Annotated in this window: 13 protein-coding genes and 1 pseudogene; 8 read left to right on the top strand and 6 right to left on the bottom strand. The window is 75.1% G+C overall.

Annotation, left to right across the window (positions count from 1 at the left end):
- The first annotated feature begins 36 nt into the window (after positions 1-36).
- Positions 37-855 (top strand): SDR family NAD(P)-dependent oxidoreductase, encoded by an 819-nt coding sequence (locus OG871_RS31090; protein ID WP_371501320.1) that lies wholly within the window; start codon positions 37-39, stop codon positions 853-855.
- Positions 856-873: 18 nt separating this feature from the next.
- On the opposite strand, the gene OG871_RS31095 is transcribed toward OG871_RS31090, so the two are convergent.
- Positions 874-1,707: a polysaccharide deacetylase family protein gene (locus tag OG871_RS31095; RefSeq protein WP_371501321.1), complete on the bottom strand. Its 834-nt coding sequence runs from the start codon at positions 1,705-1,707 to the stop codon at positions 874-876.
- Positions 1,708-2,023: 316 nt separating this feature from the next.
- Positions 2,024-2,890 (bottom strand): arylamine N-acetyltransferase, encoded by an 867-nt coding sequence (locus tag OG871_RS31100; RefSeq protein ID WP_371501322.1) that lies wholly within the window; start codon positions 2,888-2,890, stop codon positions 2,024-2,026.
- Positions 2,891-2,910: 20 nt separating this feature from the next.
- On the opposite strand from OG871_RS31100, the gene OG871_RS31105 reads away from it, so the two are divergent.
- The gene (locus OG871_RS31105) at positions 2,911-3,486 is read left to right on the top strand and encodes an HD domain-containing protein (protein ID WP_371501323.1); all 576 of its coding nucleotides are present in this window, start codon (positions 2,911-2,913) and stop codon (positions 3,484-3,486) included.
- Positions 3,487-3,503: 17 nt separating this feature from the next.
- Here the strand turns inward: OG871_RS31105 and OG871_RS31110 are convergent, their stop codons facing one another.
- Together OG871_RS31110 and OG871_RS31115 are read right to left on the bottom strand one after the other, a co-directional pair.
- The gene (locus OG871_RS31110) at positions 3,504-5,003 is read right to left on the bottom strand and encodes an alpha/beta hydrolase (RefSeq protein WP_371501324.1); all 1,500 of its coding nucleotides are present in this window, start codon (positions 5,001-5,003) and stop codon (positions 3,504-3,506) included.
- An 82-nt stretch (positions 5,004-5,085) separates the two neighbouring features.
- Positions 5,086-6,027: an EamA family transporter gene (locus tag OG871_RS31115; protein ID WP_371501325.1), complete on the bottom strand. Its 942-nt coding sequence runs from the start codon at positions 6,025-6,027 to the stop codon at positions 5,086-5,088.
- A gap of 69 nt (positions 6,028-6,096) precedes the next feature.
- Between OG871_RS31115 and OG871_RS31120 the strand changes: the two genes are divergently transcribed.
- Positions 6,097-7,467, top strand: coding sequence for a PLP-dependent aminotransferase family protein (locus OG871_RS31120; protein WP_371501326.1), 1,371 nt, complete (start codon positions 6,097-6,099; stop codon positions 7,465-7,467).
- A 16-nt stretch (positions 7,468-7,483) separates the two neighbouring features.
- On the opposite strand, the gene OG871_RS31125 is transcribed toward OG871_RS31120, so the two are convergent.
- Both OG871_RS31125 and OG871_RS31130 read right to left on the bottom strand, forming a co-directional pair.
- Positions 7,484-8,005 (bottom strand): GNAT family N-acetyltransferase, encoded by a 522-nt coding sequence (locus tag OG871_RS31125; RefSeq protein WP_371501327.1) that lies wholly within the window; start codon positions 8,003-8,005, stop codon positions 7,484-7,486.
- A 46-nt stretch (positions 8,006-8,051) separates the two neighbouring features.
- A complete protein-coding gene (locus OG871_RS31130; RefSeq protein ID WP_371501328.1) occupies positions 8,052-9,017 on the bottom strand; it encodes a rhomboid family intramembrane serine protease in 966 nt (321 codons plus the stop codon).
- A gap of 208 nt (positions 9,018-9,225) precedes the next feature.
- On the opposite strand from OG871_RS31130, the gene OG871_RS31135 reads away from it, so the two are divergent.
- From OG871_RS31135 to argJ, 5 genes and pseudogenes are all read left to right on the top strand, one after another.
- Complete coding sequence (locus OG871_RS31135; protein ID WP_371501329.1) at positions 9,226-9,552, top strand: antibiotic biosynthesis monooxygenase; 327 nt, start codon at positions 9,226-9,228, stop codon at positions 9,550-9,552.
- Positions 9,553-9,611: 59 nt separating this feature from the next.
- Entirely contained in the window at positions 9,612-10,769 is a 1,158-nt protein-coding gene (locus OG871_RS31140; protein WP_371501330.1) for a methyltransferase, read from the top strand.
- Between the two features lie 56 nt (positions 10,770-10,825).
- Positions 10,826-11,221, top strand: a pseudogene (locus OG871_RS31145) (ADP-ribosylglycohydrolase family protein); the annotation flags it as partial.
- A 135-nt stretch (positions 11,222-11,356) separates the two neighbouring features.
- Positions 11,357-12,385: an N-acetyl-gamma-glutamyl-phosphate reductase gene (gene argC, locus OG871_RS31150; RefSeq protein WP_371501331.1), complete on the top strand. Its 1,029-nt coding sequence runs from the start codon at positions 11,357-11,359 to the stop codon at positions 12,383-12,385.
- Positions 12,382-13,554 (top strand): bifunctional glutamate N-acetyltransferase/amino-acid acetyltransferase ArgJ, encoded by a 1,173-nt coding sequence (argJ, locus tag OG871_RS31155; protein WP_371501332.1) that lies wholly within the window; start codon positions 12,382-12,384, stop codon positions 13,552-13,554. Before argC ends, argJ begins: the two co-directional genes overlap by 4 nt.

Genomic DNA, 13,554 nt, shown 5'->3' on the forward strand with positions numbered 1-13,554 from the left:
CGGCGCGAGAATGCGGACAACCGAGGAGGCACAGGGATGGCGACGGGATCGCTGGTCGGCCAGGTCGCGCTGGTCACCGGGGCGGGGCGGGGGATCGGGCGGGAGATCTCCGTCGGGCTGGCCGCCGAGGGCATGTCGGTGGGCCTGATCGGCCGCAGCCACGAGGCGTTGATCGACACCCTCAAGGTGTGCGCCCGGCACGGCGCCCGGGGCGTCGCCGTCACCGCCGACGTGACCAGGCCGGGCGCCGTCCGGGAGGCGGTCCGCGCGGTCGAACGCGACCTCGGCCCGGTGGACCTGCTGGTCAACAACGCGGGCCAGGTCGACCCGGCCGAGGTGCCGCTCTGGGAGACCGACCCCACCCAGTGGTGGCAGGTGGTGGAGACCAACCTGCGCGGCCCGTACAACCTGCTGCGCAGCGTGCTGCCCGGGATGGTGGCGCGCCGCCGCGGCCGGGTGATCAACCTCAACTCGGGCTTCGCCCTGCGCCCGGACGGCCGCTACACGGCGTACGCGACCTCCAAGGGCGCGCTGCTCCGGCTCTCCGACAACATCGCCGACTCGGTCGGCGAGCACGGCGTGGTGGTGCTGGACATCAGCCCCGGCGCGGTGGCCACCGACATGACGGCCGGGATGCCGATGTTCGCGGGCATGAAGGAGTGGGGCTCCGTCCCGTACGTGGTGGCCGTCACGGTCGACGCCGCCCGCGGCCGGTTCGACGCGCTGCACGGGCGGTTCATCCATGCCGGCCGGGACAACCTGGAGCAGCTGGTCGCCCGGGCCGAGGAGATCCGCGCGGCCGACGCCCGGACCCTGCGGCTGCGCCCGTACGGGGACGACGACCCGCTCGGCTGAGCGGGCCGCGGGAGGAGGTCAGCTGCAGAGCTGGCTGGCCGTCACCGCCGTCAGACCGCGGGTGTCGAGGCCCGCGAGGATCGCGGGGAGGGCGTCGGCGGTACCCCGGTGGCCGAGGTGCAGGGCCACCACCGAGCCGGCCCTGACGGCGCCCAGCACCCGGCGCTGCACCAGATCGGCCCCGGGGTCGGCGTAGTCGCGCGGGTCGAGGTCGAAGGACAGGCAGTGCTCGTAGCCGACCAGCCGGGCCTGCTCGCGCACGGTCGCGGTGGTGTACTGCGCGGAGGACGGCCGGAACCAGCGGCCGATCGAGCCGGTCAGCCGCAGCAGCCGGTCCGCGCACTCGGCTATCTCCGTATGGGCCTGCGCGGCAGGCAGGGCGCAGATGTTGCGGTGGTTCTGGGTGTGGTTGCCCAGTTCGTGGCCGCCGTCGAGGATCCGGCGGGCCATCTGAGGCTGCTCGTCCAGCCAGCTGCCGACCACCAGCACGGTGAGCCGGGTGCCGTGCTGCTCGGCCGTCCGCAGGACCGCCTCGGCGATCGCGGGGTCGCCCTGCCCGTGGAAGGTGAGCGCGAGCTGCGGGCGGGTGCGCGGCCCGGTCACCACCTCGGCCGGGGTGCCGGCGGCCAGCGGCGGCAGTGCGGGCAGCGGGTTCGCCGCGGCGGTGGGGCCGGCGGTGGGGCCCTCGGGCGGGCCGGTGGCAGGCGGCTGCGCGGGCCCGAGCCGGGCCGCGGGGGAGACCGGTCCCGGTCCGAGGCGCTCGCCTCCGCAGGCGGTGAGCATCGCCGAACCCGCGGTCAGCCCGGCCAGCCGGGCGGTCGCCCGCAGCACGGTGCGTCGGTCGAGTGTCATCGCGCGCCAGCCTAGACAGCGCCGCTCGATGCGGCGACCGCACCGGCGAACGCCTCCGGGTTGTCCAGCATGATGGTGTGCCCGGTGTCGGGGACGGCCACCACGGTGACGCCCGACGCGACCAGACCGGCCGCCCCGGGCAGCTCGCCGTCGGCCGGGTACAGGAAGGTCCGGGGGATCCTCAGGCGCCGCCCATCGAGTGCGCTACCAGCTCGCGGGCGAGGTCGCGCCCAGCCCGTGCAGGTACATCCGGGCGGGGCCGGTACCGGGTGGTTCGATCCAGCGGATCCGGTCGCCGGCCGGGGTGACCGGGGTGCTACGCATCGGCCTTCTCCCTCTCCTGCGCCTGCTTCCAGGCCTGGTGGGCGGCGTGCGCCCGGGACCACAGGTCGGCCCGTTCCGCCGGGCCGACCTCGGTGAGCGGCAGCCCGAACTCGGTGTCCAGGACCTCGAACCACTCGTCGGCCGAGCCGAGTTCACGGACCTGCCGGCCCGTCGGGTCCAGCCGGATCAGGACCAGCCCGCGCAGCATGCGGTAGCCGTCGGCGGTCCGGAGCTGGACACACACCGCACGGACGAACGGCGAGTCCGGCGAGGTGGAGAGCCACTCGTGCTGGGCGGCGAAGTCGGCCGGTCCGGCGGCTTCGAGGGCGAAGTCCATGCCGAGGAACGAGCCGCGCGGGTCGTGCTGCAGCCGCCAGCCGCCCGGTACGGCCTCGGAGGGTTCCATCCGGAGGTCCAGCTGCGCCTGGTGGTAGGTGCCTTCGCGCAGCGGCAGCGGCTCGTACAGCGCGTCGCCGAGCGCGACGTCGACCAGCAGGTGCTCGCTGCCGCAGCGCACGGTCAGCGCCAGGTGGTTGCCGGTGGCGCCCGGCGGCTGCGGGTCGATCGGGGTGTGCACCCCGGCCAGGTGCCAGGTGACCTCGTAGCCGAGGGCGTCGAGCAGGGCCGCGAACGCCCCGTTGAGGTGGTAGCAGTACCCGCCGCGGCCGCGCAGGATCCGGTCGATCGACTCCTCGGGGTCGATCGAGGTCGGCCGTCCGAGCTGGATCTCCAGGTTCTCGTACGGCACGCGCTCCACATGGGCCCGGTGCAGGCGCCGCAGGGCGGCCGGGCCGGGGGCACCGGGGTGCGGCAGGCCGAGGTGGCGAAGATAGCGGTCGACGGTCTCACGGGTGATCACGTCGTGGCACCCTAGCCGCTATGACTGACAGTGCGCCGGTCGTTTTCCCGATCCCCGAACGTGCGGCCGAACTCCTCATGCTGGTGGGCGCGCAGCCGCGGCTGCGCGCCCACCTGGAGCTGGTCCACGACGTGGCCGTCCGGCTGCTCGACGGCATCGGCGCCCACTGGCCGCAGGTGGTCCTCGACCGCGCGGGCCTGCTGTTCGGCGCCGCCACCCACGACCTCGGCAAGGTCCGCCATCCCGAGGAGCTGACCGGTCCGGGGCACGCCCACGAGGAGGCCGGGTACCGGCTGCTGCTCGAACTCGGTGTCCCGGAGCGGGACGCGCGCTATGCCCGCACCCACGCCTCCTGGATGCTGCCGGGGATCAGCCTGGAGGAGCTGATGGTCAGCCTGGCCGACAAGGTGTGGAAGAACAGCCGCCGGCCCGACCTGGAGGATCTGGTGGTCGCCCGGCTGGCCGAGGCCTGCGGCCGGGAGCCGTGGGAGGTCTTCCTACCCCTGGACGACCTGCTGGGCGCCCTCGGCGCCGACGCCGACCGGCGGTTGGCCCACCAGTCGGCGTTCGGTCTCACGGGACGCACCGGGGCGTAGGGATTGCCGGACAGGCCTCAGCCGGCCGCCGGGCAGCGCGTGTCCGTGGCGGGGCGGCGTCCGGTGACCAGGAAGTCCGTCACCAGCGCGTCGCCGCAGGCGTTGCCGTTGGCCAGGTAGGCGTCGTGCCCACCGGAGTCGACCGCCACCATCCGGGCCCGGTCGCCGAAGGCCTGCCGCAGCTTCAGCGCGCCGGAGTACGGGGTGGCGGGGTCGCGCAGGTTCTGCACCAGGAGGACGTTGGACGGCCCGTGGGAGGTCACCGCCACCGGCGGCTCGGTGGGCCGCGGCCAGAAGGCGCAGGGCATCACGTTGGCCGGCATGCCCGCCGTCAGCGGGTGCGCGGCGCGCTCCTCGGCGACCGCCCGGGGGTAGTCGGCGGTGGGGCGCGGCCAGCTCACGTCGTTGCACAGGGTGCCGACCGAGACGGCGACGGTGTTCTGCAGGACGGCGTCCGGCGGGCTCTGGACGGCGGGCAGCGGGCGGGCGCCGAGACCGCCCAGCACCAGCCGGGCCAGGGCGGGGAACCGCTCGTCGTCGTACAGGCTCTCGACCATGGTCTGGCGCAGCGCGTTGCCGTCCAGGACGGCCGGATTGGCCCCGGGCCAGGGCAGCGGCTCACGGTCCAGCCGGGCGGCGAGGCCGAGGAAGAGCGGCCGGACCTCCTCCGGGGTGGCGGCGAGCCGGTCCGGGTTGCCGGGTGCGGCGGCCCAGGCGGCGAAGTCCGGGAACCGGTCCTCCACACCGGTGCCGTACGCGGCCAGCCAGCCGCGGCCGACCTTCGCCGGGTCGGGGTCGTCGTTGCTGTCCAGCAGGATCCGGTCGGTGTGCTGCGGGAACATGCTCGCGTAGACCGCGCCGGCGTAGGTGCCGTACGAGACGCCCCAGGCCGAGATCCGGCGCTCGCCGAGTGCCTGCCGGATCCGGTCGAGGTCGCGGGCCTCGTTGGCGGTGGAGATCGAGCGCAGCACCGGCCCGCCGTTGCGCAGGCAGGCCTCGGCGATCCGGCGGGCGGTGGCGGTGTTCCGGTCGATCGAGCCGTCGGCGGCGGGCCACGGGCGCAGCCGCACCATGGACAGGTCCTCGTGCGCCAGCCCGCAGTCGACGGGCGTGCTGCGTCCGACGCCGCGAGGGTCGAACCCGATCAGGTCGTAGCGGTCGCGGACCTCCTGCGGCAGCTTTCCGAGCACCACGGACGGGGTGTTCAGCCCGGTGCCGCCGGGTCCGCCGGGGATCAGCAGCAGGCTGCCCCGGCGCAGTTCGGGCCTGGCGCTCGCGATCCGGGAGACCGCGAGGTCGATCCGTGGCCCGTCGGGGTGCCGGTAGTCGAGCGGGACGGCGACGGTGGCGCACTGCTGCTGCGGCTGCGCGGCGTTGCCGGCGCAGCCGCCCCAGGCGAGCGGCTCGGCGCGGGGCGCGGCCTGCGCGGCCTGCGCGGTGAAGGCGGTGGGGGCGGTGACGGTCAGGACGGCGGTGGCGGCGGCGATCAGGGCGGCCGTGCGGTTGATGATTCCCATGCGGAGAAGTCTGTTCGGGCCCGGGGTCCGTTCCCATCGGGCCAGCGGGCCGATCCGGGGTGGGGAGTTCCCCACCGTCGGATCACCGGGCGGCCGGTGCCTGCGCCGCCTCGGCCGCCTTGTGTTCTGCCGCCACCGGCCCATCCGGCGAAGGCTGCTGACGCACCGTCAGTCCCGCGCAGACCCCGAGCCCGACCAGTGCGCTGCCGAGCAGCTCGCCCGGGTGCAGGCCCCCGGTGCCCAGCGCGGCCCCGGACAGCGCGGCCGTGACTGGGATCAGGCCGGCGAACAGTCCGGCCCGCTCCGGGCCGAGCCGGCCGAGCGCCGTGTACCAGAGCAGGAAGGCGACCACGGTCAGCAGGATCGCGAGGTACAGCAGCGCGGCCGCCTCCCCGGCGGTCGGCACCCGCAGCATCCGGCCGCCCTGCAGGGCCAGGCCGGTCAGCCCGAACATCGGCACGGCGAGCGCCGTGGTGTACGCGGACACCCGTACCGGGCCCAGCCGGGGGAGCAGGTCGACCGCGAGCAGCGAGAACGCGGCCTCGCAGGCCAGCGTGCCGAGCGCGAGGAGGAAGCCGAGCGGGTCGCCGGGCCCGAAGCCCTGGGTCACCGCGGCGCCCGCCACCACCACCGCGGCGGCGGCGAGCAGCCTGGCCTGCGGGCGGCGGCGGGCCAGCAGCGGTCCGAGCACGGCCAGCAGCAGCGGGGTGCAGCCGACCACGCTGCCGACCGCCGCCGGGTCGGTCCGGCGCAGTGCCTGGATCAGCAGCACGTTGAAGGCGAACAGCCCGGTGGCGGCCAGCAGCGCGAGCCGGGCGAGCTCGCCGCCGCTCGGCCGTGGCCGCAGCGGGCCGCCGCGCCGGGCGAGCGGCAGCAGCAGGGCGGCGGCCAGCAGGTAGCGCAGGGTCTGCCCGCCGTACAGCGGGTAGTCGGTCAGGCCGGCGGTGGCGCCGGTGGAGCAGCCGAGCACGGTCATGGCGGCGGCGGCGCGGACTCCGCCGGAGGCGGTGGGGGAGAGCGGCATGTCTGGCACGCTAGAAGCGAAAGTGGTCCGGTGGACAGGACCACTTGTGATGCTGGGGAAAGGACCACTGTGGCAGAGCTGCTCGTCCCGGTCGACCATGCCCTGGGCGACCTCACCGGCCAGCTGACCCGCGGGCTGCGCGCGGCCGTCCGGGCCGGCCGGTTGGCGGCCGGCGCCCGGGTGCCGGCGACCAGGGCTCTGGCGGCCCAACTCGGGCTCTCGCGCGGGGTGGTGGTCGAGGCGTACGCCCAGCTGGTCGCCGAGGGCTACCTGGTGGGCGCGCACGGATCCGGCACCCGGGTCGCGCCCGGGGTCGCGGCGTCCGCCCCGGCCCGGCCGGCCGGGTCGCCGGAGCCGGTGCCCGACTACGACCTGAAGCCGGGCACCCCCGACCTGGCGGCCTTCCCCCGCGCGGCCTGGCTGGCCGCCACCCGGCGCGCCCTCGCCGCGGCCCCGCACGGCCGGCTCGGCTACGGCGACCCGGGGGGCCTGCCGGAGCTGCGGGCCGAACTGGCGGGCCACCTCGGGCGGGTGCGCGCGGCGGCGGCCGGGCCGGGCGAGCCGGTGGTGGTCGACGGCGTGGCCCAGGGCCTGGCGCTGCTGATCCGGGTGCTGGCCGCGCACGGGCACCGCCGGTACGCCGTCGAGGACCCCTGCTCGCCGGGCACGCTCGCCCTGCTGCGCGCGTACGGCGTGGACCCGGTGGGCGTCCCGGTCGACCGCGACGGCCTGGACGTGGCGGCGCTGGCCGCCACCGACGCCACGGTGGTCCTGGTCACGCCGGCCCACCAGTACCCCACGGGCGTGGTGCTGGCACCCCGCCGCAGGGCCGAACTGATCCGCTGGGCGCGGTCGAACGACGCGCTGGTGATCGAGGACGACTACGACGCCGAGTTCCGCTACGACCGTGAGCCGGTCGGCTGCCTGCAGGGCCTGGCCCCGGACCACGTGGTGCACCTCGGCTCGCTCAGCAAGTCGCTCGCGCCGGGGCTGCGGCTCGGCTGGGCCGTCCTGCCGGCCCGGCTGGCCGGGGAGTTCGTCGAGGCCAAACGGTACGCCGACCTGGGCACCGGGGTGATCGAGCAGCTCGCCTTCGCCGAACTGCTGTCCGGCGGTGGTTTCGACCGGCACCTGCGGACCGTCCGGGCCGGCTACCGGCGGCGCCGGGACGCCCTGGTGAACGCCCTGCGCGGCCACCTGCCGGCCGCCGAGGTGCGCGGGGTCGCGGCCGGCCTGCACCTGTACCTCGAACTGCCGCCCGGCAGCCGGGAGGAGGACGTGGTGGCCGGCGCGCTGGCCCGCGGCGTGCGGGTGGAGCCGGTCGCGCCGATGCGGCTGAGCGCCGGCCCCGCGGCGCTGGCGCTCGGCTACGGCGGGCTGTCGGAGCGGCGGCTGGCGCGGGCGGTCGAGCTGCTGGCGGGGGCGGTCGACGGAGCCTGACGCCGGGTCGGGCGCCCTAGGTGAGCTCGTCGGCCAGCAGGTCCATCAGCAGGCCGTCGTGCCAGCTGCCGTCCGCCCCGCGCTCGTAGCGGCGCATCACGCCGACCGGTCGGAACCCGACCTTCCGGTAGCACGCGATGGCCGCGGCGTTGTCGGCGGCCGGGTCGATCACCAGGCGGTGGTGGCCCAGGTCGGTGAGCAGGTACCGGGCGAGCGTGCGGACGGCGTCGGTGCCCAGGCCCCGGCCGTGCACCGCGGGGTCGAGGTAGACGTCGATACCGGCGTGCCGGTAGTCCGGCTCCTCCTCGGCGTGCCACTGGATCGCGCCGACCACCCGGCCGGCGTACTCGACGGCGAGGGTCGGGGTGGCGGGGTCGGCGAGCTCCTCGGCGACCTCGGCGGCCAGGTCGGGCCGGCCGCGCCAGCGCTCGTACACCTCGGGCGTGGCGCGGACGGCGGCCAGCGCCGGGATGTCCGCCTCGATGGCGGGCCGCAGGGTCACGGCGTGGCCGCGCAGGGTCGGCCGAACGATGTCCATGTCCCCGACGCTACCCGGCCCCACCGGCTCCACGGCGCCGCCGGCCCTAGCCGGCCAGCCAGGGGTTGGCGTCGGCGAGGTCGACGGTCTTGAGCACCACGAGCACCACCAGCACCGCGAGGGTGGCCGTCAGCCCGGCCACCTGCACGGCGGTGCGCTGCTTCGCCGGCGCGAAGGCCAGTACCGCGCCGGTGGCGAGGCCGGTCAGCAGCCCGCCCAGGTGCCCCTGCCACGAGGTGATGCCCGCCGAGACGACCAGCCAGATCACCAGGCTGACCATCTGCCGGTTGCCGCCCAGCGGATCGTGGTGCAGACGCCGGCTCAGCACGAAGTACGCGGAGGTCAGGCCGAAGATCGCCCCGGAGGCGCCGACGGCGGCGCCGGTCGGCTGCAGCAGGTAGACCAGGGCCGAGCCGCCGAGCGCCGACAGCAGGTAGACGGCCAGGTAGCGGACGGCGCCCAGGCGCTCCTCGACGACCCGGCCGATCACCCACAGCGAGAACATGTTCATCAGGATGTGGGCGATCCCGAACCGCCCCTCGGTGGGCAGCTGGTGCAGGAAGGCCGAGGTGATCAGCCGGTACCACTCGCCGTCCGCGACGCCCACCGCGTGGAAGTCGGCCGGCAGGACGAAGCCGTGGTAGAGGTAGTAGCCGCCGTCGGGGCCGACCACCGCCAGCCCGCGCATGGCGAAGTCGTCGATCACCGTCGACTTCGCCAGCTCCGCCAGGTAGGCCAGCACGTTCAGGACGATCAGCGCGTAGGTGACGTAGGGGGCGCCGCCCACCCGGCCGCCGAACTGCGTCCGGACCTGCCGCATGCCCTGGTTGCCGGCCTTCACGCACTCCGGGCACTGGTAGCCGACCGAGGCCTCGCGCATGCAGTCCGGGCAGATGTAGCGGTCGCACCGGGTGCACCGCACGTGGGACTCCCGCGCGGTGTGCCGGTAGCAGACCGGGTCCGGCCGGGCCTCGGGGGTCTGCGGGCTGTCGGCGGGCTGGGTGGCGTCCATGGAAGGCGGTGCTCTCCGTCGTGTTCGGGCGGCTGATCTGCGAGTGTCGGCGAACAAACTAGCGAAAGACGTCGAACGGCGGGAGTCTCGCGGACTGCCGCGCCAGCCTGACGGCCCGTCCGGCCCGGCACCCCCGCGCGCCCCCGCGCGCCCCGCCGGGATCGGGTGCCGGACGGCGTACCGTGCGGAGCGGAGCGAGGAGGTGGCGGTGTACGTCCTGGTGTACGACTACGAGGTGGCCGAGGAGCAGCGGTCCCGCTTCGAGGAGGTGTACGGCGCCTCGGGCGCGTGGGTCCGGCTGTTCGGCCGCGGCCGCGGGTACCTCGGCACCGACCTGTTCGAACGGGTCGGCGGTGGCCGCTACCTGGTCCTGGACCGCTGGGCCGACGAGGCGGCGTACCGGGCGTTCCAGGAGGCCCACGGCGAGGAGTACCGCGGCCTCGCCGAACGGACCCGCGACCACTACCGCACCGAGACCCGCCTCGGCGTCGTCCCGGACGGCCCGGGGCTCGGCCACGGTGTCCCCCGGCCCTGAACCGCCGACCCCGTCCGGCGGGCCGGGCGGGCCCGGGGCTCGGCTAGCCTGAGGGCACGATGAACCGTTTCACGACGCCCTGGGGCGAGCTCGACCTCACCCGCTTCCCCGAGGACCCGCGCGACCGGCTCCGCGCCTGGGACGCCGCCGACGACTACCTGCTGCGACACCTCGCCGGAATCGACGACGGACCGCCCACCGACCTGACCGGCACCGTCGTCGTGGTCGGCGACCGCTGGGGCGCGCTGGCCACCGCGCTGGCCGCCCACCGGCCGGTACAGATCAGCGACTCCCACCTCGGCCAGCAGGCCACCCGCGCCAACCTGCGGCGCAGCGGCGCCGACCCGGACGCCGTCCGGCTGCTGTCCACCAGGGACGAGGTGCCCGAGCGGATCGACGTCCTGCTGATCCGGGTGCCCAAGAGCCTGGCCCTGCTGGAGGACCAGCTGCACCGGCTGGCCCCGGCCGTCCACCCGGGCACCGTCGTGGCCGGCACCGGCATGGTCACCGAGATCCACACCTCCACGCTCACCCTCTTCGAACGGATCCTCGGGCCGACCCGCACCTCGCTGGCGGTCCGCAAGGCCCGGCTGATCCACTGCACACCGGACCCGCGGCCGGCTCCGACCGCCAACCCCTGGCCGCACAGCTACCCGCTGCCCGCCGGCATCGGCCCGCTCTCCGGACGCACCGTCACCAACCACGCGGGCACCTTCTGCGCCGAGCGCCTCGACATCGGGACCAGGTTCTTCCTGCAGCACCTCCCGCAGCGCCGCGGCCCGCTGGACGTGGTGGACCTCGGCTGCGGCAACGGCGTGGTCGGGACGGCCGCCGCGCTCGCCAACCCCGAGGCGCGGCTGCTGTTCGTCGACGAGTCGCACCAGGCGGTCGCCTCCGCCGAGGCCACCTTCCGGGCCAACACCGTCCCCGCCGCCGCGGCGGACTTCCGGGTCGGCGACGGTCTGTCGGGCGTCGCGCCGGGCTCGGTCGACCTGGTGCTCAACAACCCGCCCTTCCACACCCACCAGGCGACCACCGACGCCACCGCCTGGCGGATGTTCCTCGGCGCCCGCGACGCGCTGCGCCCCGGCGGCGAGCTCTGGGTGGTCGGCAACCGGCACCTGGTCTACCACGTGAAGCTGCGCCGCCTCTTCGGCAACTGCGAAGTCGTGGCGAGCAACCCGAAGTTCGTGGTCCTGCGCGCCGTGCGGAACTGACCGGTGGCCACGGAGGCCACGGTGACCCGCAGCCTGCGCGCGGCCGGCGCGGTGCGCTGGACGGCGCCGACCCGCTCGCGGCCCTGCCGTCCGTCCTCGACGACGTCCACCCCGAGCACCGTGACCGCTACGCGGCCGTGCTCGCGCCCGACTGGCACCCGGGCCTGGCCACCGAGTTCAACGGCGCGGTCTGGCCGTGCCTCGGCTCCGCCGTCTGGGCCGTGCGCACCACCGACTCCTTCGAGGGCGCCCTGCGCGCGGCGATCGACCTCGGCGGGGACACCGACACCGTCGCCGCGGTGGCCGGCGGCCTCGCGGGTGCGGTGTACGGGCTCGACGCCGTCCCCACCCGCTGGACCGAGCCGCTGCACGTCCCGCTGCCGGGCTCCGGTGGCCGGGTGCTGCGCCTGCCCGAGCTGCTGGCTCTGGCCGACCGGCTGGAGCGGGCCTGAGCAGGCGGGCGGTCGACCTCCGAGCGGTCCGCGGGAGCCACCCCCAGGTGCATACTTAGGGTACCCTTACATGTGGGTTCTTGCATGAATGTTCCGTGCTGCGTATATTCATGCCAAGTTCGAGAGAGGAACGCCATGGCATTGCGAGTCGCCGTCGCCGGCGCCAGTGGGTACGCGGGTGGCGAGGTGCTGCGTCTGCTGCTCGGCCACCCCGAGATCGAGATCGGGGCGCTGACCGGAGGCTCCAACGCCGGGGCGCGATTCGGCGGGCTGCAGCCGCATCTGCTCCCGCTGGCGGACCGGGTGCTGGAGCCGACCACCCCCGAGGTGCTCGCCGGGCACGACATCGTCTTCCTCGGCCTGCCGCACGGCCAGTCCGCCGCCGTCGCCGAGGCGCTCGGCGAGAACGTGCTGGTGGTCGACTGCGGCGCGGACTTCCGGCTGAAGGACGCCGCCACCTGGGAGCGGTTCTACGGCTCCCCGCACGCCGGCACCTGGCCGTACGGCCTGCCGGAGCTCCCCGGCCACCGGGCCGCGCTCAAGGGCAGCAAGCGGATCGCCGTCCCGGGCTGCTACCCGACGGCCGTGTCCCTGGCGCTCTTCCCGGCGTACGCGGCCCGGCTCGCCGAGCCCGAGGCCGTGATCGTGGCGGCCTCCGGCACCTCCGGTGCGGGCAAGGCGGTCAAGGCGCACCTGCTCGGCAGCGAGGTGATGGGCTCGATGAGCCCGTACGGCGTCGGCGGCGGCCACCGGCACACCCCGGAGATGGCGCAGAACCTCGGCCCGATCGCGGGGGAGGAGATCACCGTCTCCTTCACCCCGACCCTCGCCCCGATGCCCCGCGGCATCCTGGCGACCTGCAGTGCCAAGGCCCGGCCCGGCACCACCGCCGCGTCGCTGCGCGCCGCGTACGCCGAGGCGTTCGCGGGCGAGACCTTCGTCCACCTGCTGCCCGAGGGGCAGTGGCCGCAGACCAGCTCGGTCTACGGCTCCAACGCCGCGCTGGTCCAGGTCGCCCTGGACGAGCACGCCGGGCGGATCATCGCGATCAGCGCGATCGACAACCTGGTGAAGGGCACCGCCGGCGGCGCGGTGCAGAGCATGAACATCGCCCTCGGCCTCCCCGAGGAGCTGGGCCTTCCGCTGAACGGAGTCGCACCGTGACCGACAGTCAGAACGTAGGCGTGACGGCGGCGAAGGGCTTCCGAGCAGCCGGTGTCACCGCCGGCATCAAGGCCTCCGGCACCCCGGACCTCGCCCTGGTCGTCAACGACGGCCCGTCGTTCGCCGCGGCCGGTGTCTTCACCTCCAACCGGGTCAAGGCCGCACCGGTGCTCTGGTCCGAGCAGGTCCTGAAGGCCGGCCGGCTCACCGCCGTCGTCCTCAACTCCGGTGGCGCCAACGCCTGCACCGGCCCGCTGGGCTTCCAGGACACCCACGCCACCGCCGAGAAGGTCGCCGAGCAGCTGGACACCGGCGCCGGCGAGGTGGCGGTCTGCTCCACCGGCCTGATCGGCGAGCGGCTGCCGATGGACATCCTGCTGCCGGGCGTCGAGCAGGCCGTGGCGGCCCTCGACGCGGACGGCGGCCGGGCGGCCGCGATCGCCATCAAGACCACCGACACCGTGCACAAGACCGCCGAGTTCACCAGCCCCGCGGGCTGGACGGTCGGCGGGATGGCCAAGGGCGCCGGCATGCTCGCCCCGGGCCTGGCCACCATGCTGGTGGTGATCACCACGGACGCTGCCGTCGAGGCCCCGGCGCTGGACGCCGCGCTGCGCGCCGGTGCCCGCACCACCTTCGACCGGATCGACTCCGACGGCTGCATGTCGACCAACGACACCGTGCTGCTGCTCGCCTCCGGCGCCTCCGGCGTCGTCCCGGACGGGGCGGAGTTCGCCGAGGCCGTCCGGACCGTCTCGGCCGACCTGGCCCGCCAGCTGATCGGCGACGCCGAGGGCGCGAGCAAGGACATCCGGATCGACATCGTGAACGCCGCCACTGAGGAGGAGGCCGTCGAGGTCGCCCGTACGGTGGCCCGCAACAACCTCCTCAAGTGCGCCATCCACGGCGAGGACCCGAACTGGGGCCGGGTGCTGGCCGCGATCGGCACCACCGCCGCGGCCTTCGACCCCGACCGGCTGGATGTCGCGATCAACGGCGTCTGGGTGTGCCGTGACGGTAGCGTCGGCGAGGACCGCAACCTGGTCTCGATGAAGGACCGCGAGGTGGTCATCACCGCGGACCTCAAGGCCGGCCCGGCCGCGGTCAGCGTCTGGACCAACGACCTGACCGCCGACTACGTGCACGAGAACAGCGCCTACTCGACCTGA

It is taken from the genome of Kitasatospora sp. NBC_00374 (genome assembly GCF_041434935.1).
Classification (GTDB): domain Bacteria; phylum Actinomycetota; class Actinomycetes; order Streptomycetales; family Streptomycetaceae; genus Kitasatospora.